The following is a 26,461-nucleotide window of genomic DNA, read 5'->3' as shown; positions in this document are numbered from 1 at the left end:
CAGGTGCATATTTTTATTTTAGCTTTTCCTTATTTTTGGTTTAACACTTCTTTGTTATAGGGATCTATTTTTGTAGGCTCTTTCTTGTTAATGTGTGCCAGATAAAATAGAGCACAAGTAAACAATTTATGCTGAAATAATAGACACTTATAAAAATAACTATTATAGATTTCTTAAAAAAAGTATTTACTTTCGTCAATTTCTATATAACTTTGCACAAAAAATAGATAAAGAATTTAAAATAATGAAGAAAAGTTTAGGGTTTATAATCCTCTTATTTGTATTTACATTAAATTTGTCAGCACAACAACAGATTGAAAACATTAAATTTATGGTAGACAACGCAGAGACAATGCGAGTGTTAGAGAAAATGTTTGGTGTTCCCTATCTATTGAGTAACGAGAAAGCTATTTATAAAAATGTTGCATTTGATGGCGAAAAATATAATGAGGCGGAATGTTTTTTTAATAAAGATGGAAAATTTAATCAGTTGCGTCTAACAACTTATTGCAAAAGTAAAGACAATGCAATAACACGGATGAATAATTTATCAAAAAAATATGAAGGACGTTATAATATAACCAATTCAGAAAATTTAGACGATGGAAAATTTGTAGTAGGATATAATAGTAAAAACAGAACAATGATAATGATTTCTACGTATAAAAACAATTGCGATGTAAGTTTTTCGCTCTTCTAATAAGCGATATAATAAATAGACATTTTTTTATTACAATTTAAAATATAAGGTCCAATTATCTAAATACAAAGCATCGTAGTATTATTAACATATTATTCTATGTAAACTTAATATGAAAAGAATATTTTTGACCCTAATGATAACTTTCAATCTCATTGCAGTAAACGCACAAGAAATGCGTCAGCTTTGGATTGAAATGCCAGATTCTATTGTGCCATATCTCAATAAAAGTTTAAGAACAGAATTAGCAGACTATGTTACAATGAAAATGAAACCAGAGGTTGTGAATAGTTTGCAAGATACAACACGTATAGAGAAATTTACCAACAATTATATTCGTGTACAGTTAAACAATGCATCTAAATTAGAAATAAAGAGTTTAGATAATTCAACTATAGCACTAGTACAAACATGGAATGGACCAATTGCAGAAAGTAAATTAATGCTATTTTCAAAAGAATGGAAGTTGAAACCTTTTGAAATAGACCTTACTCCTGTATTTGAAAAGCCCGATTCTATGTTACAACAACGCTATGAAGACTTATTGAATATGGCAAATATTACACTTTGTGAGTTTAAATTGTCAGAGTCAGACAATAGTTTAACCATTAAATTCACAGTTCCGTTACTTTCGTCTAACGATAAAACAGATATGAGCAACATTTTAAAACAAAGAAAACTTAATTGGAATGGGGCTTTCTTTAAATAATATTAATTTATAACAGATTGCAATGGCAAAACTTTATGGTATGATAAATTCTGCTTAACTTTGCAATGTGTTTTTCATGGTATTAGATTATTAAGGTTAATAAAAAGATTGATTGTCGTGAGACAATCAATTTTTTTTTGCCCATATTGTATCTTTAATATAAATACTTAACTTTACTTTGGTAGTTTCTGATAAAAGCTGTACTTTTGTTGCCAAACAAAGTTCTAAAAGATGAGTTTAAAGATACGTTTAGCACTAATGAACTTCTTAGAGTTCGCAGTGTGGGGAGCATATTTAACGTCAATGGGACGTTATCTTGGAAATATAGGTATTGGTGAAAATATCGGATTGTTCTATTCTATGCAAGGTATTGTTTCTATATTTATGCCAGCATTAATGGGAATTGTGGCAGATAGATGGATACCTGCACAACGCTTATTAGGATATTGCCACCTATTAGCAGGCCTATTTATGTTTGGTACAGCATTTTATGGAATAAGTGCAGGGACAAATGTAAACTTTAGTATAATTTTTACACTTTATTCTATGTCGGTTGCTTTTTATATGCCAACTATTGCCTTAGCTAATTCTGTTGCTTATTCAGCATTATCACAAGCAGGAATGGATACTGTAAAAGACTTTCCGCCCATTCGAGTTTTTGGGACAATAGGATTTATATTTACAATGTTGCTGGTAGACATTATAGGATTTCAAAGCAATCAAAACCAATTCCTTACTTCTGGTATTGTGAGTATTATACTTTTCCTTTATACATTTACATTACCAAGTTGTGAAATATCTGTAGGAAATGAGAAAAAGAGTTTGGTTGATGCTTTTGGATTAAAAGCTTTCTCGTTGTTTAAACAAAAAGAAATGGCAATCTTCTTTATTTTCTCAATGTTATTAGGCGTAAGTTTGCAAATAACAAATAGTTTTGCAAATCCTTTTTTGTTTAGTTTTGCTGCACAACCCGAATTTACAAACGCATTTGGTGTGCAACATGCAAATATACTTATAAGTCTTTCACAATTAAGCGAAACTTGCTGCATTCTACTTATTCCATTCTTTATGCGTCGCTATGGAATTAAGAAAGTAATGTTGATAGCAATGTTAGGTTGGGTTTTACGTTTTGGACTTTTCGGTTTAGGAAATCCAGGAATGCCAGGTGTTTTATTATTTGTTTTATCGATGATAGTCTATGGAATAGCCTTTGATTTCTTTAATATATCAGGTTCTCTTTTTGTAGACAAAAACACAAATCCCTCAATACGTTCTTCAGCACAAGGCTTGTTTATGTTAATGACTAATGGTATTGGCGCAACAATAGGAACACTTGCGGCTCAAGCTATAATTAATAACTATACTGAATTGAAACAATTTGGCGATAATATACTAACAGTAGGCGACTGGAAAACGTGTTGGTTTATATTTGCTGGTTATGCTCTAGTTGTTGCAATAAGTTTTGCCGTCATATTCCACCCGAAAGAAAAGTAATGAACAAGATACAAATCTTTTTTAAAGGAATAACAGAAATAGTTGGTGGCTCTAATATGGGGCTTTTAGTACTTACTAACCAATTAGAAGATAAACAAATAGCCATTGTTTGCGATAAAATAATGGTGCATGAACTGAATATTAGAATAGGAGATAACCCAATTCGGCATAGTCTTCTGCCTGAAGTGCTTTGTTGGTTAAATTCAAATATAGATTCTGAACATTACGAAATATTGTTTAATTCTATATCTGATGGTCAATATAAAGTAGTAATAATAAATAAAATTACGTACGAAATGGTTCCTATTCGTGCCTCAGATGCAATACTTTTATCGAAAATTGCCAACATAGATATTTATATGGAGGAAAAGCTTTTTAAAAGACAAAGTGTTCCTTATGAGTCGGGGAAAAGTAAGGTTGCACTTCCTTTAAATGCATTAACATTAGAAATGTTAGAAAAGGCTTTACGAAAAGCAATAAAAGACGAAAATTATGAGTTAGCTTCTAGTATTCGCGATGAATTGAACAGGCGCAAGAATAGTGAAGAAAGAAAAAAGTAAGACTATCCAACAATGAAAGAAGCACGATACTTTTATGTCCCTAACGCAACCGAAGATAATGAATTGCCAACTGACGAAGCAATTCATGCAATTCGTGTGTTACGATTAAAAATAGGCGATGATATTTTTTTGATAGATGGTAAAGGAAGTTTCTACGAAGCAGTGGTAACTTTAGCAAATTCAAAACACTGTCTTTACAAAATAACCCAAACGTTGGTTCAAAACAAAACTTGGAAAGGACATATACATTTAGCAATTGCTCCAACAAAAGACATAAGCCGTATAGAATGGCTTGTAGAAAAAGCAACAGAGATAGGCTTCGATGAAATATCTTTCTTAAATTGTCAGTTCTCCGAACGCAAAAATCTACGCATAGATAGGATAGAACGTATTGTTATATCGGCAATGAAACAAAGTAGAAAAGCGTGGAAACCCATTGTAAACAATATGCTTTCATTCGAAGATTTTATGCAGAAAGAAGTAACTGGACAAAAATTTATTTGCCATTGTTATAACGAAATAGAAAAAACAGACTTCTTTTCCAATATAAATAATTCAGGTCTATTCGAAGACATAACAGTATTAATAGGTCCTGAAGGCGATTTTTCCATCAACGAAGTACACCAAGCTTTGCAACAACAATATAAAAGTACAACATTAGGAAATAGTCGTTTGCGAACAGAAACAGCAGGATTAGCGGCTGTATTAATGGCAAATTTGGCAAATCGAATCTAACTTTCTTGTTAAGAACTAAGTTTTTAACAGCATTACTAACTGAGTTTTGGCAAATTTTAATTATATTTGCACCATAATTTTATAACGTTATTAAATATTAACATCAAGTTATTATGCAAAAAAGATTGCTTTCTCTTGTTGTAACACTGCTTGTTATATCCGTTTCGGCTATGGCACAGATAACAACATCAGGTATTAGTGGTAGAGTAACATCAAATGGCGAAGAAGTTATTGGTGCTACAGTAACTGCAACACACCAACCTTCGGGTACTATTTATCGAGCTTTGACCAATATAGATGGTCGTTTTACAATTCAAGGTATGCGTGTTGGTGGACCTTATAAAGTAGAAATTTCCTACATTGGTAATCGAACAAAGGTATTCCAAGACGTAACTTTACGCTTAGGAGAGGTAGAAGATTTGTCGTGTAAACTACAAACAGATTCAAAAGAACTGCAAGAAGTTGTTGTTGTAGGAAAGGCTGGAATAAATGGAACGAAGACAGGAGCAGCTCAAAGTCTTTCAGCAAAGCAAATTGCCGAAATTCCAAGTATAACTCACGGTATTGCCGATGTAGCACGATTGAATCCACAACTAACAACATCAAGTAATGGAGCAATGTCGTTCGCTGGAACAAGTAACCGTTATAATTCATTTATGATAGACGGTGCTATGAATAACGATGTATTTGGCCTTACTGCCGATGGATCTAATGGTGGACAGGCTGGTACACAACCAGTCTCTATGGAAACTATTGAGCAAATTCAAATAAATGTAGCCCCATTCGATGTTCGTCAGAGTGGTTTTACAGGCGGTGCTATCAATGCTATTACCAAATCAGGAACAAATAAATTCCACGGAAGTGTTTATGGCTTTGGAAACAATCAGAATCTTATTGGTAACCATTATCCTTATTCCGATGGAACAGGTTATGCACCTAAATATCAAAAACAGCAGGAATATCAATGGGGAATCACATTTGGCGGACCTATTATAAAGGATAAATTATTCTTCTTTGTGAATTATGAAGATGCAAATAAAAAATACCCAAATATAAATGGCTACGGACAAACAGGTTCTCGAGTTCTTAAAGAAGAGGCTGATGATGTGCTTTCTAAAATTAAAGCAATGGCTGCAAAGCAAGGATACGAATATAATGGAGCTTTCGGTAATCCTGATATTTATACCAAGAGCAAAAAGTTTGGTGCAAAAATTGACTGGAATATTAACGACTTCAATAAATTTTCATTCCGTTGGAGCTTAGTAGATGCAAAACAATTAAGTAATGTCAGCAGTGCCTCTTCGTTAAACGACAATCACTATTATTATCCATTCGAGAGTAAAACAAACTCTTTTACAGCAGAATTACAAAGCCGTTTATCTGCTGTTGTTAGTAATGAGGCTCGTGCAAGTTATGTTAGAGTGCGCGATCAACGTGCTGTAACATCGGCAGCACCAATGATATCTCTTCAAGTAACAGGTGGTTCACTTAATATTGGAAACGAGCGTTCGTCTATGGCAAATACTCTTGATCAAGATATTTATACCGTAGAAGATAACCTTACGTGGTATAATGGAAATCATACGTTTACTTTTGGTACACATAACGAGTTCTACAAGTTTGCTAATCTGTTCATTCAAGATGCAAATGGTACTTATAACTTTGCAGACTTAGCGCATTTTAATAAGTATTATACAGACTTTATGGCAGACAATCTTGATCCAAATTATGCTTATTTTAAGCAATATCGTTTTGGAATGGCTAATAAAGAAGTAACAGGAGACCCACGTTGGAAAGCTCCTTTCTCTGCCGGTCAGTTAGGTTTTTATGCTCAAGATAAATGGAATGCCACACCTTCGTTCCAACTTACATACGGCTTACGAATGGAAATTCCTCTTTTCTTCGATACTCCTACAGCTAATACTGGTTTTAATGAATATGCTTCGAAACGAGGCTGGGGTGTCCGTACTGATCATAAATTATCTAGTACTCCTTTATGGAGTCCACGTGTAGGCTTCCGTTGGGATATTAATAACGATCGGCAATTTATTCTTCGTGGAGGCTTGGGTGTATTTACTGGACGTATCCCATACGTTTGGATAAGCAACAACTTTGCTAATACAGGTATTCAAATGTCTAAATATAATGTTTATAATCCTAAAGGACTTAACCTTATCTTCGATCCTAATAAACAATTAGACAATGCCGACAAGCTAAAAGCTTCAACAGGAAATCAAGAAATAAACGTATTTGCCGATAATTTTAAATTTACGCAAACGCTTAAATTTAATCTTGGTTTCGACTTTAAAGCTTTGGGAATAGATTGGACAGCTGAGGCTATCTACTCTAAAACATTGAACGATATTTATTATAAAAACCTTGCTATAGAAGAAACTGGACGAACATTTGGTCAAGAAACTGGATATACCTGGGATAATCGGACTATGTTTGAGCAAACAACAAAGGGTACTCCTTATGCATACGTATACGGATTGTATAATACCAATAAAGGTTATACCGTAAACTTATCACTAAAAGCTGAGAAGCATTTCAACTTTGGTCTCGATCTTATGGCAAGTTACACCTGGACACGTTCTATGAGTGTAAATAGTGGTACCTCTTCAGTTGCAGGAAGCAACTGGATGTTTAATACTACTTATCGTAATCCGAATGATCCTGAACTTGGTTTCAGTGCTTATAATGTACCTCATCGTATTCAAGCAAGTGCATATTATCATGTTGGTTATGGTACACGAAAGCAATGGCAAACTACAGTTGGAGTTATTTATCAGGGACGTAGTGGTTCTCCATACGTTATAGAAATGTATGGTGATATGAATAACGATGGTGCACGTGGAAATGATATTATGTTTATTCCTACCGATGCACAAATAGACCAAATGCACTTTGCACCAACAACTGTAAATAATAGCAAGAATACTTATCCTTTAATAACAAAGGTTTTAGGAACTAACTATAGTGGAAATTTGACAGAAGATCAACAACGTGCTTTATTGAAACAATGGATTGCCGACGACTCTTATATGAGTAAACACCGAGGTGAATATTTCAAGCGCTATGCCGATAATCTAGCTTTCGAACATCACTTCGATGTTCACTTTGCACAGAAATATAGCTTTAAAGTGGGTGGACAAATCAATTCTTTGGAATTAAGCTTCGATATTATTAATATAGGAAACTTGCTCAATAAAGATTGGGGACACACTTATGGTGATGGTTTCGGACGTTATTTCAGTCCATTTAACTATGAAGGCGATGGATTATTTAAGTTTGATGGTACACACGTAAATCGTGATTATGACAGTTATAACAGCCGTTGGCGTGGTCAGATAGGATTGCGTTACACATTCTAGAAATACAATAACTCTAGAAATACAATAACCTAATATGAATAAGAGAAGGAATATCTTTATATTTCTTCTCTTATTTTTGTTAAATAAAGTTATATAATTCTCATAATCAGTATTTTATTTGGTTTATATTATAAACTACATTACTTTTGCAATATAATTAATAAACTAAAGGAGGACTATTATGAAACGATTACTATTATCTATGATTACTTTTGCCGTATGTGCAATTTGTAGTGGTAAAACTGTAACATTATCTATTAATGGAATTAGAGAAACAGAAGGAACGCTTTTAATAATGGTAGAGAATATTGAGGCGACCGACAATGCAGCTAACCCTGTAATGTTGATGGAAGTTGTGAAAGGGCATAAAATGGATATAAAATTTGAAATACCTGAATGGAGTAAGTTTAAAGTGAGTGCCTTTATTGATACAAATGGAAATAAGCAGATTGATAAAGACGAATACGGACGTCCAACAGAAGGTTTTATTCAGCAGGTTTATACAGAAAAAGATATAAAGAAAGGTGTACTCAATGCAAATGTTACCTATTTACAATAAAAGATAAGAATGTATTTTGAGTGAGTTGTTACTGAATGCACTAATCTTTAAAAGAAATACCAATGTTATTTTTGAGTATTATGCTTTCAATGTTCGTATCGTCTTCAGATACCGTGAATGTGTCGAAGGAACATACTTTGCAAGAAGTTGTTGTTGTAGCAAGTAGGATAAGAAATAAAGGTAACAAGATAATTGTGCAAATGCGTGAGGACGAAAACAAAACAATGGACGAAGTTTTGGAGTCTGTTCCTCACGTAACAGTAACGGAGAGTGGTATTAGCATAGACGGAAGAGGGAAAGTGAAGGTTCTTCTCAATGGACACGAGGTGCGAATGGAAGGCGCAGCATTGATAAGTTACTTGCAAAGCTTGCGTTCTTCGGATATCAGCAAGGTGGAAGTCCAGACTATTGCCGATGCTTCGCAAGATGCCAACGTGCAGGGCGGAGTAATAAATATTGTTCTTCGGAAGCAGAAAGATAACGGAGCGAATGGCTCGATAGAAAACCGTTTGAACGTTGCCAACACATTTTTCCGCAACACTGCAGCCGTTTCGGTGTTTTCAAGATGGAACAAAGTAAACCTATATGCTTCGTTTTCCAATCCTATTACGACTAAGGATAACGGAGAAGGTCATATAAAGCGAGTTTTCAACCTACCTTCATACGATTATAATTCTATGAGTAACTATCGCATTCCAGCGAGAGACTATTATTGGAGAGTAGGCGGATTTGCCGATTTAAGCACTCGTTGGAATATCGGAGCAGAGTATGCGTTCACGCTGAACCGTTTGAAAAGAACAACCAACGACCGCACATCTATGCAGACACCAGAGATAAGTATGCACGATGTATTGAGCACTTACACGCAAAAGCTACGAAATCATTTGCATTCTCTGCAGGCAGATGTATCATATAAGGTAGATAATGAAGGCTCAAAAATAAAGTTTTCTACTTCATGTGATGTCAGGCGACTGTGTGGTGATAATGTAAATCTGTTTGAAAACAAGTGCGATTCGAGCAATACAGCATCTATATATAAGGTATTGGCAATGGATTTATCGGTATTCAAACAATTTACAAAGAATAGCAATCTATTGTTTGGACTGAAACACAATGCCATATCGGCAGACAACAATACGCTGTATGGCGGCGTTTCGTCAGACCAGAACGACAACAGTAATGCTGCTTTTGAGCAGAAAGAACGCATATTTGCAGGGTATGCACAGTTTACAGCTGCTTACAAGAAACTGAATTACGAAGTGGGACTGCGATATGAATATGTAGCCACCAAAGAGTTTCCAACGAACATAAAGCGAAATTACAGCGACTTGTTCCCTTACGTTTCGATAGGCTATGACATAGACGAGTACGGCAAATGGAAAGTTATCGCATCGTATTCTCGAAAGATAGCCCGCCCATTGTTCAGTCAGCAGAACCCTACGAAGACGCAGACATCGTTGTTTACTTATACGATAGGCAATATTGCCTTGCGCCCTGAATACGTAAACAGCATTCGTTCGACGTTCGTTTACAACAATGTGTATTCGCTGACGTTGGGCGTTGATATGCACAGCGACCTGATTAGAGAGTTCTCTTTTGAAACACCAGACAACCCTATGGGCAGTTATGTTACTTACATCAACCACCATCAGGAAAACCATTGGTACGCTTATCTAAGCTTGCCTTTCCAGCCTTGCTATTGGTTCAACATAAACTTCAATACGCTTCTGTGCTATCAAACCATTCAGATAACGAAGGGCGAAAGCATAAAAGGACATTTCCTATATATGAACAACACGAAGGCAACTTTCCGACTGCCGCACAATTTCAATGTGGAAGTATCGTTAAACGCCATATCCCGACTGCATTCGGGCAACTCGATGATTAGGTCTTATCAGCGTGTAGACCTACTGTTGTCGAAAGCTTTCAAGCCAAGAGTAAATTTGACGTTGGCAGTGAAGAATGTATTCAACAAGCAGTACGGATTCATTGAAACGCACAGCCGCTATTCCAACTTCTACGATACGATGCAAGGAAGCAACAGTAGGAACATTCAACTTACGCTTACTTACAACTTCGGCAAAGGAAAAGGCGGCAGAAAGCTGAAGCGCGACGACAATGGCGAAGCGGAACGCTTGAACGATTTCAATAAAAACAACAATATAAAGCTATGATTATGAAAGAAAAAGAATTAACAGTAGCAGAGAGTTTGAAACTCATAGAGAGAACGATAGAGCAGAGTAGGAGAGACGTTGCCAAGGCTTCGGCACAGCCGTTGCTTGTTTGGGGCGGATTGGTATTATCTACTTCACTCATCATTTGGTTGCTCATAACGAACACACCGAAGGGAGAAGGCGGTGGCAGTTGGCATTTGCTTTGGATATTGATGTCGCTGATAGGTGGCATATACCAGTACTATTTCAACCGTTCTTGGTCTGTTCCCGACACCATCGTCAGCCGTACCATTGGCTACATGTGGGGTGTATTCGGAATATCGGTGTTTGTTTTGTGGGCTATCAATATATGTGCGATAACCTTTGGCGGCATCTCCGTAAGGCAAATCATACCGATGACGCCAACCATCATTCTGTTTATGGGCTTGTCGGTTGCCGTTACAGGATTGATGATGAATCGCTTGTTCATCTCCATTATTGGTGCGGTGGCGTGTGCGATATGTGCTTACTTCTCACTTGTTAATCAGGGTGTGAACGAATTGCTGTGCATAGCCGTTACAGCCGTGTTCACACTGATAGTTCCAGGTTTATATTTAAAGTTCAGCAATGGTAGATAACGATTTCCTCCCCCTCGACCCTTTGCTGAACAACGAATTGCGTTTGGCAATTATGTCGATACTAATGAGTGCCGACAGTGCCGACTTCACCTACATAAAGAATACCACGAAGGCTACATCGGGCAACATAAGTGTGCAGATAGACAAGTTGGAAAAGGCGAAGTATATAAAGGTGAAGAAAGGCTACAAGGGCAAAGTTCCCCAAACCGTTTGCCGTATAACGCCACAAGGAATACAAGCATTGGCAAACCACGTGCAGGCATTAAAGTCGTATTTGAATTTAAACATATAATGATAGTATTGAAATGAAGCGTTTTTTCTTAATTCTTACATTCGTACAAACATTTATCGGCACAATGAATGCTGGTAACACAGACAATGGGAAACTGAGCAGACAGCAAGCTATTGATGACTTAGATAGTTTAGTTTATATGTTGTGTGAGGTGCACCCCAATGTTTTCTCTGTGTGTACACCTACCGCATTCCTTTCACAAGCGAATACCATCAAGCAAGCATTCCCAGATAGTCTGACCACGCTCGACTTCTATCGGAGTGTTGCACCCTTAGTGGCTGCCGTTGGCGATGGACATACAGCACTTTACTTTCCTTACAAAGATGCTTTCGAAAAAGATATGCCGCGTTTTCCTTTAATGGTTTCAGTTGATGCCAACGATTCTACGATTACTACACGCGGAACCTTGTTCGGCGTTCCTGAAGGAGCGAAGATAGTTTCTATTAATGGGGTAAGCAGCAAGGAAATGATTGAAAAAATGCTACCTTATGCGTCAGGTGAACGGACTTTCTTTAGGCTAACAAATGTGAACAATGGGTTTCTTGCTTGGTTCTATATGTTGTATAATGCTGCTGAATATGACATACAATACATTGAGAATGGCAAAATTGTTAACCGAAAGATGTATAGCGTTTCGTTAGAAGAGAAGCAAAAGGAGATGAAACGTGGTATGAAAGAAGTACCACAGAATGATTTTGCGAGTTACCGCATTATCAATAAAAAAGCTGCTTTAATGACTGTTCCTCACTTTATGAATGCGCAAGAACTTGCAGATGTATGCCGTAAGATGGTGGCAGACTTGAATACACGCCATATTGAGAACCTGATAATTGATATTCGAGATAATGGCGGAGGAACTTCAATGGCAGGTGATACTTTACTTTCATACATTGCAAAAACGCCATTTATGCAGTACGAAAAGGTTTGGACGAAGGTAACACCAATTACGCAAAGGTTAGCACGCCGAAAATACGAACAAGGAGTAAACTTCTATATAATTGATAAGATGACCCAACCGCAAGCCGATGCTGCGCAACGCTTCAGCGGGAAAGTATGGGTACTTGTCAATCATCATTCTTTTTCAGCAGCAGCAAGTTTTGCTTGGACTGTTAAGGCTTTCAGCATAGGTACACTTGTAGGCGAAGAAGCAGGTGGAATGAATATTTCCTATGGCGATGTGGTGGGTTATGCATTGCCACATTCCAAATTACAACTCAGCATTTCTTTCAAACGTTTTTGGCTTTTCGGAGCCGATGAGAACAATATACACGGTGCGTTGCCCGATATAAATGTTGAAAGCAGCAAAGCTTTAGAATCTGTATTGAAGAAGATTTCATATTAGTGCTACACAGGTGTAGTGTGTAAGAAAACAGAAACGATTGTTAGGAAAACTATGAGACGGTTATTAAACACTTTAGGCGTAATAGCACTGCTAACACTGTATTTCGTAGATTGTTTGGCAAGTAACAGAACTACGATTGTACCAAAGTGGATATTGGCGCAAATTGAAGAGACTAAAGCTACAACTGTTAATGCAGACTTTTCGGAGATACTTGCAGATAAACGAGTGCATTATGTTGGTTTTATTGGTACTAATTATCAGAAACTCACGATTGAAATACAACAAGTGTATAAAGCAAATAACCTACAATATAATGTTAGTGGACATTCTGCTGTAAAAGGAAATAAATGCCGTTTCACGGGGAAAATAACTATAATAGAAAACAGAGTATTCACTGAACCAACATATAGTATTGACGATTCGATGCGAGGTAAATTCAAACGGCGTGGTTGTACAATAGCAAGATATAAGTTCAACGAAAAACTTACTGAGAAAGGAAGCGGAATTTTCTCTGGTTATTTATTGTTCTTTTGGTTTGAAACCAATGATAGAACAATTAAATACGATGATATTGACGATTATTCCGATTCGTATTGCAACAATCTTTATTCGGGAACATGGCAAAGCTACAAAACAAAGAAGAGCAAACCTTGTGCATGGGGACAATACAGAATACCCAACAGTGGCGACCTTGATATAGGCGCAGGAGAGTTTTCTGTAAATCCGAAATATATACAGAATGGTTGGATAAATGGCAATGAGTAATTGCCTGCCAAAAAAACACTCTTGTATCTTCATTGTCTGCACACATTTTGTGTTGTGCCAACCTTATAAATTACCTCTGTGTATAGTGTTTGCTGCAATTCTCTCACGTGTTCTATACAATTTATATACGTATGTTCTGTTAGTGCAATACTGGTAAAGTGTTATTACTTACACGTAAGTAAAACTTTATTTACGTGTAAGTAAAACTCTACTTACGTGTAAGTAAAACTTTATTTACGTGTAAATAAAACTCTACAACGCGTAATGTAATAACGTTTATTGCCCATAAAAAGACAACAGAGATATGTAAGAAGCAGAAGAAAGCTATGAGAAAGCTATAGCATCATCGTAGTGCTGTGTTTCTGTGCAAGCCATTTAAGAGCAATTTCCTACATAAACAGTTGAAAATAGTAGGGCTAACAATAGAAGCGCAATAATAGCAATGCAAAAATACATAATGAGAGGTGAGGAACTTAAAAAGATGGTTAAGCGAATAAATTTATAAAAAAACTTGTTCACGATTTTATGTTGTCGTATCTTTGCAGTAAACAAATTGCCTATTTCATAAGATAAAGGTATTATTCGATAATGGCAAATAACTTTTATTAAAGCGTGAACACATTGAACAAATATTCTTTTAGACTTCCTGCAGAATGGGAAAAGCAAAGTGGCATAATGCTAATATGGCCACATAAAGAAACAGATTGGCAACCCTATTTGGAAGAGATAACAGCAACTTATATTGAACTTGCTGATGTTATAACACAATACGAGAAGTTGCTCATAGTAGCACAATATGCTGAAGAAGTAAAAGAACTGCTTGCGAAACATTTGAGAGCAGAACAAATTCATCAAATTATATTTCGTCAATGCGATAATAACGACACGTGGGCAAGAGATGTTGCACCTATTACGTTGCTTCCTATAGCCGAGAATGCAGAAACAAAAATAGGTCCGCATTTGTTAGACTTTTGTTTTAATGGTTGGGGAGAGAAATTCCGGTCAGATAAAGATAACAGCATAAACAGACAACTTTATTTTATGGAAACATTCAATGGCACATTAGAAAACCATAAAGACTTTGTTTTGGAAGGAGGCTCAATAGAGAGCGATGGTAAACATACGTTGTTCACCACAACCTCGTGTCTGAATGCACCACATAGAAATCAGCCCTTAACACAAGAGAATATAGAAAAGCGTTTACTCGAAGTTTTTCCAGATGTGCAGCGCATAGTATGGATAGAACATGGAGAGTTGCAAGGCGACGACACAGATGGGCACATTGATACCATATTTCGTTGTGCGCCAAACGACACATTGCTCTATATAGGTACCGATAACGTGAACGATTCGCACTATAACGATTTAAAGGCTCTCGAAGACCAAGTGCAATCGTTTAGAACCTTAGATGGGAAACCCTACAACTTGTATAAGCTACCTTTGCCCGATGCTATTTACGATGAAGGCGAAAGACTGCCCGCTACCTATGCAAACTTCTTAATACTTAATGGAGCAGTAATTGTTCCTACCTACAACCAGCCAGAAAACGACAAGCAGGCTTTAAATATAATACAGTTAGCTTTCCCTAATTACGATATAATTGGCGTAAATTCACAAACCATTATACGCCAACACGGGTCTATTCATTGTCTAACAATGCAGTTCCCTGAAGGAATCTTATAAGAAACATTTTAGTCCCCCTCAAAACGGAAATATTATGCGAGAATTGAAAATAGGAATGTTGCAGTTGCACAACACAGCTGACACAGAAAAGAATATAGAGAACCTTATAGAAGGCATTAAAGACTTAGCCAAACGCGGAGCAGAACTTGTTGTTTTACAAGAACTGCACAACTCGCTCTACTTCTGTCAAGTGGAAGACGTAGACAACTTTAATCTTGCCGAAACTATTCCAGGTCCATCAACAGAACTTTATGGTGCAGTAGCAAAAGAATGCGGAATAGTGCTTGTAACTTCATTATTCGAAAAACGTGCAGCAGGTCTATATCATAACACTGCAGTTGTATTTGAAAAAGATGGAACCATAGCAGGAAAATATAGAAAGATGCACATTCCAGACGACCCAGCTTATTACGAAAAGTTCTATTTCACGCCAGGCGATATAGGTTTTAAGCCAATCAATACGAGCGTTGGACGATTAGGAATACTTGTTTGTTGGGATCAGTGGTATCCCGAAGCAGCAAGACTAATGGCTTTACAAGGAGCAGAAATCTTAATTTATCCAACTGCAATAGGTTATGAAAGTAGCGATAGCGAAGAAGAACAACAACGCCAACGCGAAGCATGGACCACAGTAATGCGTGGACATGCTGTGGCAAACGGTTTACCAGTGGTAGCTGTAAATAGGGTAGGACATGAGCCAGATCCAAGCCACCAAACTAATGGAATACAGTTTTGGGGCAGTAGCTTCGTAGCTGGTCCACAAGGAGAGTTACATTATCAAGCCTGTACAGACGACGAGGAAAGTATTATTGTGAATATAGACCTTGAACGGAGTGAGAACGTACGACGCTGGTGGCCATTTCTGCGAGATAGACGCATAGACAATTATGGCGATATCACAAAACGTTTTATCGACTAAAATAACAGAAAAGAATGGCAACGATAAGAAAAGCTACCTTAACCGATATGCCCATTGTGCTATCAATAATACAACATGGTAGAGAAAAAATGATAGCATCAGGTAATTCGCATCAGTGGGGGAAATTACACCCTTCTGACGAACAAATAAAAATGGATATAGAGAAAGAAAATAGCTATCTTGTTTTGTCAGACGAAGGCTCTCCTATAGCTACCTTTGCTTTTATAGAAGGAGTAGATTCAACTTATCTGGAAATAGAAGGAAAAGGCTGGTTAAACAACGAACATTATGGCACAATTCACCGCATTGCATCAGTTCCAAACGTTCATGGCATTCTATCTATTGTTATAGAATATTGCTTTCAGAAGGTAAAGAATATCCGAATAGATACGCACGAAGAGAATTTTATAATGCGCAAAGGTTTACAGAAGTTAGGCTTTACGTATTGTGGCGTAATACATTTAGAGAATGGCGAACCACGATTGGCTTTCCAAAAGACTATTGATAACAGCACAAGAAATATGACAGAAAGAGAGAAACAAGAACAAGGATTGCCTTACAACGCATTAGATCCTGAGGTGTTAAAGGGGCTGAGCGAGTGCGAAGAAGAGTGCTTTTACTTAAACCATCTATCACCATCTAAAAGAGAAGAACGCACCGAACGGTTAAGGAAACTGTTGGGTAAGACTGGAAATAGATTTAAAATAATTCAGCCGTTCTTTTGCGACTATGGTTTCAATATAGAAATAGGAGAGAAGTTCTTTGCTAATACCAACCTTGTTATATTGGACGAAGCAAAGGTAACATTTGGCGACAATGTATTCATTGCTCCTAATTGCGCATTCTATACAGTGGGTCATGCTATAGACCCAGATGAAAGAAATGCTGAAATACAATATGCGTATCCAATTAAGGTAGGTAATAATGTTTGGATTGGTGGCAATGTTATAGTTCTTCCTGGTGTTACCATAGGTAATAATGTTGTGATTGGTGCTGGCTCGGTAGTAACAAAGAATATTCCAGACAATGTTGTAGCTGTTGGAAATCCGTGTAGAGTAATAAAGAGAATAGACGTTAAATAAGAAAGCTACGTGCAGAATGAAGAAAGATAATCCATATAAAAAGAAAGATAAATATGTGCAAATAAAGGTACAAAACGATGCACCTTTATTGGAATGGCTATTAGAGAATGTAAAGCAAAGTAAGTCTAAAACAAAAGCCACTTTACAAAATCGTGGTATAAAAGTGAATAACAGAATTGTAACGCAGTTCGATTTTGCTTTGCACAAAGGCGATAAAGTGTTTGTAAGCACAACGAAGAAGAACGACCAATTTCAAAGTAAATACGTAAAGTTAGTTTACGAAGACAGATATTTAGTAGTAGTAGAAAAGGCGCACGGAATACTATCTATGGGAGTTGGGAAGTCATCGCTAAATGTAAAAACTATACTCGACAACTATTTCAAACGCTCTCGTCAGAAATGTACTGCACACGTAGTGCATCGTCTCGATCGTGAAACATCTGGATTGCTCATTTATGCTAAAGATATGGAAACAAGGCAAATTCTTGAACACGAATGGCACAATATGGTTTATGATAGGCGTTATATTGCTATACTTAGCGGTAAAATAAACACCGAAGGCGGAACGATAGCTAATTGGTTAAAAGATAACAAGATGTATGTTACATATAGTTCGCCCATAGACAATGGTGGAAAGTATGCGGTTACACATTTCCATGTTCTAAAAACTACTGATACGCATTCGTTGGTTGAATTTACCTTAGAGACTGGACGTAAAAACCAAATACGTGTTCATGCGGCCGACATCGGGCACCCAGTGTGTGGCGATTCTAAATACGGTAATGGCGACGATCCAATAAATCGCTTATGTTTGCACGCTTATATTCTTTGCTTTTATCACCCCATAACCCATCAGCCTATGGAGTTTAGTACACAAATTCCAATAGCCTTTAAACGTATTTTGGAAAAAGATTAAACACATGGAACATATTGGAAATACATTATATGCCATTCTTTGTTTTATAGTTCTCATCTTCATTATAAAGAAGATTACGAGCTGTGTATTACGAATAATATTGGGACTTTTCCTCTTTTGTGTTATATGCTGGTTGCTAAATGTTTTCGGCATATAATGTTTACCTTATATTATATATAGCCATATAGCTTGTTGTAGTGATATATTTACATAGCATTCATTTGCAATAAAGTACCTCAGATTATCAGGAAAAACCAAGTAAATGTTAGCTACTCTTGTTTTAGATATCTGTTCCGTTCTTCTCAGATATCTATCCCGTTCTTCTCAGATATCTGTAACGTTTGTTTCAGATATCTGAAAGTTGCGAATTAGATATCACAATAAACTACAGCCTTTGTGATATCATATAATAATACCAAAAAGACACTTATTAAGATGAGGCTTATGCTATCTTTTATTCTCCAATATTTTAATTTAAATGCTATTATAAATATCTGACCAATAAAGCGTTCTTCTGGATATAGTTATATAAAAGTAAAATCTATTACAATTATCTTCTTTTGCAAAGTATCTCTACATCTTTTCTACTGAGCCTATTTTTTTTAATGATTATTTAACAATAGTCAGGAACAAATGTTACCTTACCTTAATATCTATACTAATACCTTTGCACCAGAAACTTAATTAAAAACATTATGATAGAAAATAAAATGTTCTGTTTTCAATGTCAGGAAACAGCAAAAGGAACAGGTTGTACCATTAAAGGAGTATGCGGTAAAGAGGCAGAAACCTCAAAGTGGCAAGATTTATTAATAAGCGTTGTGCGTGGTATAGGAACTATTCAACACGCATTAGGTGGAAAGCCATCGAAAGAAGTTGCTGATTATATTGTAGATTCGTTGTTTGCAACAATAACAAATGCAAACTTTGACGATCAGAGTATTTTAAATAAAGTAGATACAGGTTTATCTCTTAAAAAGAAATTGATAGAGGAAGCATCTAATAAGAATATATCACTTCCTGACTATCAAGAAGTTCGTTGGGGTGGAGAAAAATCTGATTATTCAGAAGAAGGAATAAGAGAAGGAGTACTCCGCAACGAAAATCCCGATCTTCGTTCATTAAAAGAGCTAACAATACTTGGTCTTAAAGGTATGTCTGCATACTATGATCATGCTTCTCGTTTGGACGAAACGAACGATGAGATTATAGCATTTATGTGCAAAGCTCTTTCTGAAATTAGCAATCCAAATGCAGATATGGACACACTTATCAGCCTTGTACTCGAAACAGGTAAGTATGGTGTAGATGCAATGGCATTACTCGACAAGGCAAATACAAGTGCGTATGGCAATCCTGAGATTACAAAAGTTAATATTGGTGTAGGTAAAAATCCTGGTATTCTTGTCTCAGGACACGACCTTAAAGATATTGAAGATCTGTTAATTCAGACCGAAGGAACAGGTATAGACGTTTATACTCATAGCGAAATGCTACCAGCTCACTACTATCCTCGTCTTAAGAAATACAAACATCTTGTAGGAAACTATGGTAATGCATGGTGGAAGCAAAAGGAAGAGTTTGCAAGCTTCAATGGTCCAATTATCTTTACAACAAACTGTATAGTTCCTCCTACTAAGAATGCAAATTATGCTGATAGAGTTTTCACAACTAACGCTACTGGTTTTCCAGGTTGGAAACATATTGCTACAGGTAAAGATGGAAAGAAAGATTTTTCAGAGGTTATAGCATTAGCAAAAACTTGTGAAGCTCCACAAGAAATAGAGAAAGGCGAAATAGTAGGTGGATTCGCACATGCACAAGTATTTGCTCTTGCCGATAAAATAGTAGAGGCAGTTAAGAGTGGTGCCATTCGGAAATTTGTTGTTATGAGTGGTTGTGATGGTCGTATGAAGAGTCGCAATTATTATGAAGAATTTGCAAAGGCGTTACCAAAAGATGTAGTAATCCTTACCAGTGGTTGTGCTAAATATAAATACAACAAGCTAAATCTTGGAGACATCAATGGAATTCCACGAGTATTAGATGCAGGACAATGTAACGACTCATATTCTTGGGCGGTAGTTGCACTCAAGCTGAAAGAAATATTTGGTGCAAATGACATTAACGACTTACCAATATTCTTCAATATTGCATGGTATGAACAGAAAGCTGTTATTGTTCTTCTAGCACTGCTCCATCTTGGGGTGAAGAATATACATATAGGTCCAACACTTCCTGCCTTTGTTTCAGAAAATGTTCTAAAGGTTTTAATAGATAACTTTGGACTTGCTGGTAATGGAACGGTAGAAGAAGATATTCAGAAATATATTCTTTAGAATAAATTAAGTCCCTCGATATTTTGTCGAGGGACTTTTCTTATTATCACTACAATAAAAATCCATATAATACGTTAATCTTATAAATTGAATAATAATGGAAGTATCAATGTACGAGACACTCGCCAGTAGTCCTTTTTTCAATGGATTAACCGCTAAAGAGATACAAGCAATACTACAAACAGTAAATTACAAGATAGTGGAGTATCCTGCAAAAGAAATATACACACTTGCAGGAATGCCATGCAAGTATGCCGATTTTATTCTTAAGGGCGAGTTAATATCACGAATGACAGGCTTATCTGGGAAGCAAGTCCAAATAGATCGTTTAAAGGCGTGTATTTTAATAGCTCCAGCCTTTATCTTTGCAAAAAATAATGCAATGCCAGTTAGTGTTGAAACAGCACAACACACAACGATTATGCGTATGATGCCATCAGAGCTTAAGCATTTAATAGATTCAAATGAGCGTATACGTATGAATTTTATTCAGCTTCTTTCCTCAATCAACGTGTTTCTCACTCAGAAACTTCGTATGTTATCTCTTCTTACAGTTCGAGAGAAAGTAGCTTACTTTTTAATGAAAGTAGCAAAAGAGCAGCAAAGTCGTACAATTAAATTAAGTAACACTCGTCAAGAAATTGCCGATACATTTGGAATACAAAAGTTTTCATTGTTGCGATGCCTTTCTGAATTTGAGGATAATGGAGCTATTAAGATAGATGGCAAACAGATAACAATTCTCAACTCAGATAAAATGAAATAGACCTTGATAAAATGTTTTATCAAGGTCTATAAAATTAAAAGTTTATATTTCCTTATAATCTTCTTTGAGTTACGAATAGTTGTATCGTACCTAAATATATGCAATTACATTTCCCAACCAATAGCTGAAGCACCTAAAACAGCAGCAGCTGCATCGTCAAGCGAGCTTACAAGGAACTTTACATTATCTTTGTAAATTGGTAATACATATTTCTGATATGCTTCTTTAATAGGATTCATCAGTAAATCGCCTGCTTTAGTTAATCCTCCAAAGAAAACAAATGCCTCAGGTGATGTAAATGCTGCAAAATCAGCACAAGCAGCTCCAAGCATATCTCCTGTGAAAGCAAAGATATCTAATGCCATCTTATCACCTTTTCCTGCAGCAATCGAAACATCAAGTGATGTTATTTCCTCGTGGTCTATCTCGCGAAGCAATGATGGCTCGTTTGATTTCTGAAGAAATTCACGAGCAGTCCGTGCAACTCCAGTAGCAGAACAATAAGTTTCCAAACAACCCTTTCTACCACAACCACAAAGACGTCCACTATCATCGCGTACCATTATTGTATGTCCAAGTTCGCCCGCAAAACCATCAGAGCCATAAACCATTTGTCCATTTACAACAATACCAGATCCAACTCCTGTACCGAGAGTAATCATAATAAAATTCTTCATACCTCTAGCTACTCCGTATTGCATCTCACCAATTGCTGCAGCATTCGCATCATTGGTTAATCCGACAGGAATACCTAAACGGTCTGAAAACATATCTGCCAATGGTACTACACCTTCATGTCCCCAAACTAAATTTGCAGCGTGTTCAATAGTTCCACGATAAAAATTACCATTCGGAGCTCCGATACCCATTGCTTGTATTTGGCTAATACCGCCTACCTTTGTAATGATTGGCTTTAACACTTCAATTCCTGCATCTACAAAATCTTCAACAGTTTTATAACTTTGAGTCTTTATAGAAGAGGTAGAAAGCACTTGTCCACGTTGGTCTACTATTCCAAAAACAGAATTAGTACCCCCTAAGTCTAATCCTATAACGAATGATTTCGGCTCTTGTACATCCATCTTCTTTTTTATATTATATTTAGTTTAATTTGTGGGACAAAGTTATTAAAAAAGCGGAATATGGCAAACTTTTAATTGGTAAATTTGCTTATTCCATATAATTTTCGCAATTTTGCACCAAGTTATGAATATGCTTCTCCTAATCCAATTAGATATACTCGATTTTATATTTAAAGGTATATTAATCGGTATTATTGCGTCTGCACCAATGGGTCCAGTTGGTATTTTGTGTATTCAACGAACTTTAAATAAAGGCAGGTGGTATGGATTTATAACTGGTGTTGGTGCTGCTATAAGTGATATTATTTATGCACTTACTGTCGGACTCGGTATGAGTTTTATAATGGAACCACTACAAGATCCAACTAATCAGTTTGTTTTGCAAATCTCTGGAAGTGTTATCTTGATGCTTTTTGGTGTTTATTGCTTTATGTCTGATCCAACAAAAAAAATGCGCAAGGGGGGTAATACAAAGGGAACACTCTTTCATAATGGACTAACTGCTTTCCTTGTTACTTTCTCTAATCCATTAATAATCTTCTTGTTTGTTGCTACTTTTGCACAATTTGCTTTTATTCAACCGTCTCGTCCTGTTGAAATGGGCATTGGTTTAGCTTCTATTCCTATAGGAGCTTTAATTTGGTGGTATGGTCTTACGTGGCTTGTAAACAAGATACATAACATCTTTGATATGAGTGGTATTCTGATTATTAACAAGATTATAGGATCGATAGTTATTATTTTCTCACTTATAATGCTAATAGGTACAGTGTTTAATTTGTATCATTTACCTTCTTATTATTAACTTTTATGCTTATTGCTAAAGAACTACGAAAGAAAAGTATTGCTGAATATCTATTGTATATGTGGCAAATAGAGGATATTATACGTGCTTATCAATGTTCTCTAATGAAAATTCGCAGAGAGTATATAGATAAATTCGATTATACAGATGTGCAGAAAGATGAAGAGGAAGATTGGTTTGGCGACCTTATAAGAATGATGAATCAAGAAGGATGTAGAGAAAGTGGACATTTGCAAATAAATAAAGTGGTAATGCAATCGCTTAATGAACTCCACGCACAGCTACTAGCCTCATCTAAATTTCCATTCTATTCTGCAGAGTATTATCGTGTATTGCCTTTTATTGTAGAACTTCGTGGAAAAACGAAGCAGGTTGCTGATAGAATGGCGCGCAAAAACGAACCTAATTTAAAAGAGATTGCTGCCAATCTTGGGCATAGCGAGATAGAAACTTGCTTTGATCTTCTTTACGGCGTAATGATGCTTCGACTGCAAAAGAAGGAAATTAGCCATGAAACAGAAGTAGCATTAAAAGAAATAACAACGCTCATTGGTATGCTTTCAGACTATTATCTGAAAGATAAAACTGAAGGATTACAATTTGAAGATTAAAAAAAAGAAATATGAACATATTAGTTACAGGTGCAAACGGTATGCTGGGAAATACCATTCAGGTGATAGTGAAGAACAGCAACGACCATTATATTTTTACTGATGTATGCGATGGCTATCAAAAACTTGATATTACGGACCTTGACGATATACGTAAAATAGTAAAGGAACATAATATAAAATGTATAATAAATTGTGCGGCGTGGACAAACGTTGATGCTGCAGAAACTGCTGGCAACATTGTAGAAACGCTCAATGCCACTGCTCCAGAAAACTTAGCAAAGGCTATGAAAGAGGTTGATGGACTGTTGGTACACATCAGCACCGATTATGTTTTTGGCGGAGACCCATACAACACACCTTGCAAAGAAGACCAGAAAGGCACACCAACAGGTGTTTATGGACTAACGAAACTACACGGCGAAGAGAAAATTAAAGCTATCGGAGGAAAATACATCATTATAAGAACTGCATGGCTATATGGTGAATTTGGTAAGAATTTTGTAAAAACAATGATGAATCTTACTGCCACGAAGTCCGAACTGAAGGTTGTGTTCGACCAATGTGGTACGCCAACTTACGCTGTAGATCTAGCCAATGCAATTTTCAATATCGTTGAAAACAGAAAATACGAAGGTAAAACAGGTATATATCATTTTTCGAATGAAGGAGTTTGTAGCTGGTACGACTTTGCAAAGCAAATTGCAAAACTAGCCGGCAATACCAACTGCAACATTCAGCCGTGTCATAGCAACGAGTTTCCATCGCCTGTAAAACGTCCAGCTTATTCTGTGTTCGACAAAACAAAAATAAAAGAGACCTTTGGCACAAATGTCCCTTATTGGGAAGATAGTTTGGAGAGATGTATGGAAAACTTGTTGAGAGAAGCATAAAAACAATAGTTGCTCACGAAAGACAATGAATAATATTCCTATGAACGAAATAGAACGTAGAAGAACCTTTGCTATTATTTCACACCCTGACGCTGGTAAAACTACTCTTACAGAGAAGTTTCTTTTGTTTGGTGGACAGATACAAGTGGCAGGGGCAGTTAAGAATAACAAGATAAAGAAGACGGCAACTTCCGACTGGATGGATATAGAAAAACAACGTGGTATTTCTGTTTCCACCTCAGTTATGGAATTCGATTACGAAGGCTATAAGGTGAATATATTAGATACACCAGGACACCAAGACTTTGCAGAAGATACTTATCGAACACTTACTGCTGTTGATTCAGCTATTATTGTGGTGGATTCTGCAAAAGGTGTAGAAACGCAAACAAGAAAACTTATGGAAGTGTGCCGAATGCGTAACACTCCTGTAATAATTTTCATAAACAAGATGGACCGTGAAGGTCGTGAACCGTTCGACTTACTTGATGAACTGGAAGAGGAATTGCAAATAAGTGTCCGCCCACTTTCTTGGCCAATAGGACAAGGACAACGTTTCAAAGGAGTTTATAACATATACGAACAGAATCTAAACTTATTCACGCCAAACAAGCAACGTGTAACAGAAAAGGTAGAAATTAAATTGGACAATGCCGATTTAGCTGCTCATATTGGAGACGATGCTGCAGAACAATTGCGTGCCGACCTTGAACTGGTTGATGGGGTATACCCTGAATTTAATCTCGAAGCATACCGTTCAGCAAAGGTTGCACCTGTTTTCTTTGGTTCAGCACTGAATAATTTTGGTGTACAGGAACTACTGAATTGTTTCGTTCGCATTGCACCAAGCCCCAAACCTACTATGGCTGAGGAACGACTGGTTGAGCCTGAAGAGAAAAAGTTTAGTGGTTTTATATTTAAAATCACTGCAAATATCGACCCTAACCATCGTAGTTGTATTGCATTTTGTAAGATTTGTTCAGGAAAGTTTGAGCGCAATCAGCCTTATCTACATGTAAGAAACGGCAAAACACTACGTTTCTCATCGCCTACACAATTTATGGCGCAACGTAAAAGTACTGTCGATGAAGCATATCCAGGTGATATAGTAGGCTTACCCGATACTGGCGGTGTATTCAAAATAGGCGATACTCTTACCGAAGGAGAACAATTGCACTTTCGAGGACTACCTAGTTTCTCACCCGAACTGTTTAAATACATAGAGAACGATGATCCTATGAAAGCCAAACAATTTCAGAAAGGTTTGGAACAACTTATGAACGAAGGTGTAGCACAGCTATTCATCAATCAGTTCAACAATCGTAAAATTGTAGGAACCGTAGGACAACTTCAGTTCGAAGTAATACAATATCGTTTGGAACACGAATACAACGCCAAGTGTAGATGGGAACCTGTACACCTACACAAAGCTTGTTGGATAGAAGCAGAAAATGCCGAAGCACTCGAGAACTTCAAGAAACGTAAATATCAGTATATGGCAAAAGATACAGAAGGACGAGATGTGTTTCTTGCTGATTCTGGCTATGTGCTCAGTATGGCACAACAAGATTTTGAAGATATAAAGTTCCACTTTACTAGCGAATTTTAGTGAATAGGTATTGATTATAATGCCTATTTAAGGCTAAGTAGTCTGCCTTATTATATAATAAATTTTCGTTAAAATAAAAAGTATTAAACTACTATTCCCCCTATCGAATATGGCGTTGCATATAAAGAGATGCAACGCCATATTTATTTTATATAGCTGGTTTTTGAAGAGAATATAAACAGCATCTACTTTTACGTATAGATTAAATAGAGTGTATAAGAAGTATAGAAAATTCACCCAGATGTTAGTAGCTCTTCTTTCAGATATCTATTACGTTCGTTTCAGATATCTGTCAGTTGCGTTTTAGATATCTGTCAGTTGCAAATTAGAAATCATAACAAACTACATCCTTTGAGACGTTTATTTCTCCTTATTTTACTAGATAATTTTTGGTTATATTAGCTACTTCTGTAGACGCTTTCTTATTATGCCTAC

23 protein-coding genes are annotated in these 26,461 nt (G+C 36.4%); 22 read left to right on the top strand and 1 reads right to left on the bottom strand.

Features of this window, described 5'->3' with window-relative positions; translation table 11 throughout:
- The first annotated feature begins 331 nt into the window (after positions 1 to 331).
- The 18 genes from HMPREF9144_RS06045 to HMPREF9144_RS05955 all read left to right on the top strand — a co-directional run bounded on the left by HMPREF9144_RS06045 (position 332) and on the right by HMPREF9144_RS05955 (position 21,026).
- Positions 332 to 700 carry a hypothetical protein gene (locus HMPREF9144_RS06045; protein ID WP_249031165.1) on the top strand — a complete coding sequence of 123 codons (369 nt, stop codon included), beginning with the start codon at positions 332 to 334 and terminating at the stop codon, positions 698 to 700.
- Positions 701 to 812: 112 nt separating this feature from the next.
- Positions 813 to 1,409 carry a DUF3256 family protein gene (locus tag HMPREF9144_RS06040; protein ID WP_006045030.1) on the top strand — a complete coding sequence of 199 codons (597 nt, stop codon included), beginning with the start codon at positions 813 to 815 and terminating at the stop codon, positions 1,407 to 1,409.
- A 231-nt stretch (positions 1,410 to 1,640) separates the two neighbouring features.
- Positions 1,641 to 2,903 carry an MFS transporter gene (locus HMPREF9144_RS06035; protein WP_006045029.1) on the top strand — a complete coding sequence of 421 codons (1,263 nt, stop codon included), beginning with the start codon at positions 1,641 to 1,643 and terminating at the stop codon, positions 2,901 to 2,903.
- Entirely contained in the window at positions 2,903 to 3,463 is a 561-nt protein-coding gene (locus HMPREF9144_RS06030) for a bifunctional nuclease family protein (RefSeq protein ID WP_006045028.1), read from the top strand. Before HMPREF9144_RS06035 ends, HMPREF9144_RS06030 begins: the two co-directional genes overlap by 1 nt.
- A gap of 12 nt (positions 3,464 to 3,475) precedes the next feature.
- Positions 3,476 to 4,198, top strand: coding sequence for a 16S rRNA (uracil(1498)-N(3))-methyltransferase (locus HMPREF9144_RS06025; protein ID WP_006045027.1), 723 nt, complete (start codon positions 3,476 to 3,478; stop codon positions 4,196 to 4,198).
- Positions 4,199 to 4,311: 113 nt separating this feature from the next.
- Positions 4,312 to 7,572 carry a TonB-dependent receptor gene (locus HMPREF9144_RS06020; RefSeq protein WP_006045026.1) on the top strand — a complete coding sequence of 1,087 codons (3,261 nt, stop codon included), beginning with the start codon at positions 4,312 to 4,314 and terminating at the stop codon, positions 7,570 to 7,572.
- Between the two features lie 181 nt (positions 7,573 to 7,753).
- Complete coding sequence (locus HMPREF9144_RS06015; RefSeq protein WP_040595404.1) at positions 7,754 to 8,131, top strand: DUF2141 domain-containing protein; 378 nt, start codon at positions 7,754 to 7,756, stop codon at positions 8,129 to 8,131.
- 62 nt (positions 8,132 to 8,193) lie between these two features.
- The gene (locus HMPREF9144_RS06010) at positions 8,194 to 10,305 is read left to right on the top strand and encodes an outer membrane beta-barrel family protein (protein ID WP_006045024.1); all 2,112 of its coding nucleotides are present in this window, start codon (positions 8,194 to 8,196) and stop codon (positions 10,303 to 10,305) included.
- A gap of 2 nt (positions 10,306 to 10,307) precedes the next feature.
- Positions 10,308 to 10,922, top strand: a complete 615-nt coding sequence (locus tag HMPREF9144_RS06005; RefSeq protein WP_257009647.1) for a tellurium resistance protein TerC — start codon at positions 10,308 to 10,310, stop codon at positions 10,920 to 10,922.
- Positions 10,912 to 11,214 carry a winged helix-turn-helix domain-containing protein gene (locus HMPREF9144_RS06000; RefSeq protein WP_006045022.1) on the top strand — a complete coding sequence of 101 codons (303 nt, stop codon included), beginning with the start codon at positions 10,912 to 10,914 and terminating at the stop codon, positions 11,212 to 11,214. The genes HMPREF9144_RS06005 and HMPREF9144_RS06000 overlap by 11 nt, the downstream gene beginning before the upstream one ends.
- Positions 11,215 to 11,227: 13 nt before the next feature.
- A complete protein-coding gene (locus HMPREF9144_RS05995; protein WP_006045021.1) occupies positions 11,228 to 12,556 on the top strand; it encodes a S41 family peptidase in 1,329 nt (442 codons plus the stop codon).
- 51 nt (positions 12,557 to 12,607) lie between these two features.
- The gene (locus tag HMPREF9144_RS05990; protein ID WP_040595403.1) at positions 12,608 to 13,321 is read left to right on the top strand and encodes a hypothetical protein; all 714 of its coding nucleotides are present in this window, start codon (positions 12,608 to 12,610) and stop codon (positions 13,319 to 13,321) included.
- A 612-nt stretch (positions 13,322 to 13,933) separates the two neighbouring features.
- The gene (locus HMPREF9144_RS05985) at positions 13,934 to 15,004 is read left to right on the top strand and encodes an agmatine deiminase family protein (protein WP_006045019.1); all 1,071 of its coding nucleotides are present in this window, start codon (positions 13,934 to 13,936) and stop codon (positions 15,002 to 15,004) included.
- Between the two features lie 34 nt (positions 15,005 to 15,038).
- Complete coding sequence (locus HMPREF9144_RS05980) at positions 15,039 to 15,923, top strand: carbon-nitrogen hydrolase (RefSeq protein ID WP_006045018.1); 885 nt, start codon at positions 15,039 to 15,041, stop codon at positions 15,921 to 15,923.
- Positions 15,924 to 16,444: 521 nt separating this feature from the next.
- Positions 16,445 to 17,005, top strand: coding sequence for a sugar O-acetyltransferase (locus tag HMPREF9144_RS05970; protein ID WP_040595606.1), 561 nt, complete (start codon positions 16,445 to 16,447; stop codon positions 17,003 to 17,005).
- A gap of 16 nt (positions 17,006 to 17,021) precedes the next feature.
- Complete coding sequence (locus tag HMPREF9144_RS05965; RefSeq protein ID WP_006045016.1) at positions 17,022 to 17,921, top strand: RluA family pseudouridine synthase; 900 nt, start codon at positions 17,022 to 17,024, stop codon at positions 17,919 to 17,921.
- Positions 17,922 to 18,616: 695 nt separating this feature from the next.
- On the top strand, positions 18,617 to 20,260 hold the full coding sequence (gene hcp / locus HMPREF9144_RS05960) for a hydroxylamine reductase (RefSeq protein ID WP_006045014.1): 1,644 nt from the start codon (positions 18,617 to 18,619) through the stop codon (positions 20,258 to 20,260).
- 97 nt (positions 20,261 to 20,357) lie between these two features.
- On the top strand, positions 20,358 to 21,026 hold the full coding sequence (locus tag HMPREF9144_RS05955) for a Crp/Fnr family transcriptional regulator (protein WP_006045013.1): 669 nt from the start codon (positions 20,358 to 20,360) through the stop codon (positions 21,024 to 21,026).
- Positions 21,027 to 21,130: 104 nt separating this feature from the next.
- Here HMPREF9144_RS05955 and HMPREF9144_RS05950 read toward each other — a convergent pair whose 3' ends face one another.
- The gene (locus HMPREF9144_RS05950) at positions 21,131 to 22,108 is read right to left on the bottom strand and encodes an ROK family protein (RefSeq protein ID WP_006045012.1); all 978 of its coding nucleotides are present in this window, start codon (positions 22,106 to 22,108) and stop codon (positions 21,131 to 21,133) included.
- 124 nt (positions 22,109 to 22,232) lie between these two features.
- Between HMPREF9144_RS05950 and HMPREF9144_RS05945 the strand changes: the two genes are divergently transcribed.
- From HMPREF9144_RS05945 to HMPREF9144_RS05930, 4 genes are read left to right on the top strand one after another with little or no spacing between them, the layout of a single operon-like run.
- Complete coding sequence (locus HMPREF9144_RS05945) at positions 22,233 to 22,913, top strand: LysE family translocator (protein ID WP_006045011.1); 681 nt, start codon at positions 22,233 to 22,235, stop codon at positions 22,911 to 22,913.
- Between the two features lie 5 nt (positions 22,914 to 22,918).
- A complete protein-coding gene (locus tag HMPREF9144_RS05940; RefSeq protein WP_006045010.1) occupies positions 22,919 to 23,524 on the top strand; it encodes a DUF4924 family protein in 606 nt (201 codons plus the stop codon).
- A gap of 11 nt (positions 23,525 to 23,535) precedes the next feature.
- A complete protein-coding gene (gene rfbD / locus HMPREF9144_RS05935; protein ID WP_006045009.1) occupies positions 23,536 to 24,417 on the top strand; it encodes a dTDP-4-dehydrorhamnose reductase in 882 nt (293 codons plus the stop codon).
- A 40-nt stretch (positions 24,418 to 24,457) separates the two neighbouring features.
- Entirely contained in the window at positions 24,458 to 26,026 is a 1,569-nt protein-coding gene (locus HMPREF9144_RS05930; RefSeq protein ID WP_040595604.1) for a peptide chain release factor 3, read from the top strand.
- Positions 26,027 to 26,461: the final 435 nt, after the last annotated feature.

The sequence above is a fragment of the Prevotella pallens ATCC 700821 genome (assembly GCF_000220255.1).
Classification (GTDB): Bacteria; Bacteroidota; Bacteroidia; order Bacteroidales; family Bacteroidaceae; genus Prevotella; species Prevotella pallens.
Note: the sequence above shows the minus strand (reverse complement) of the source record. Positions and strands in the feature narration are given on the sequence as shown.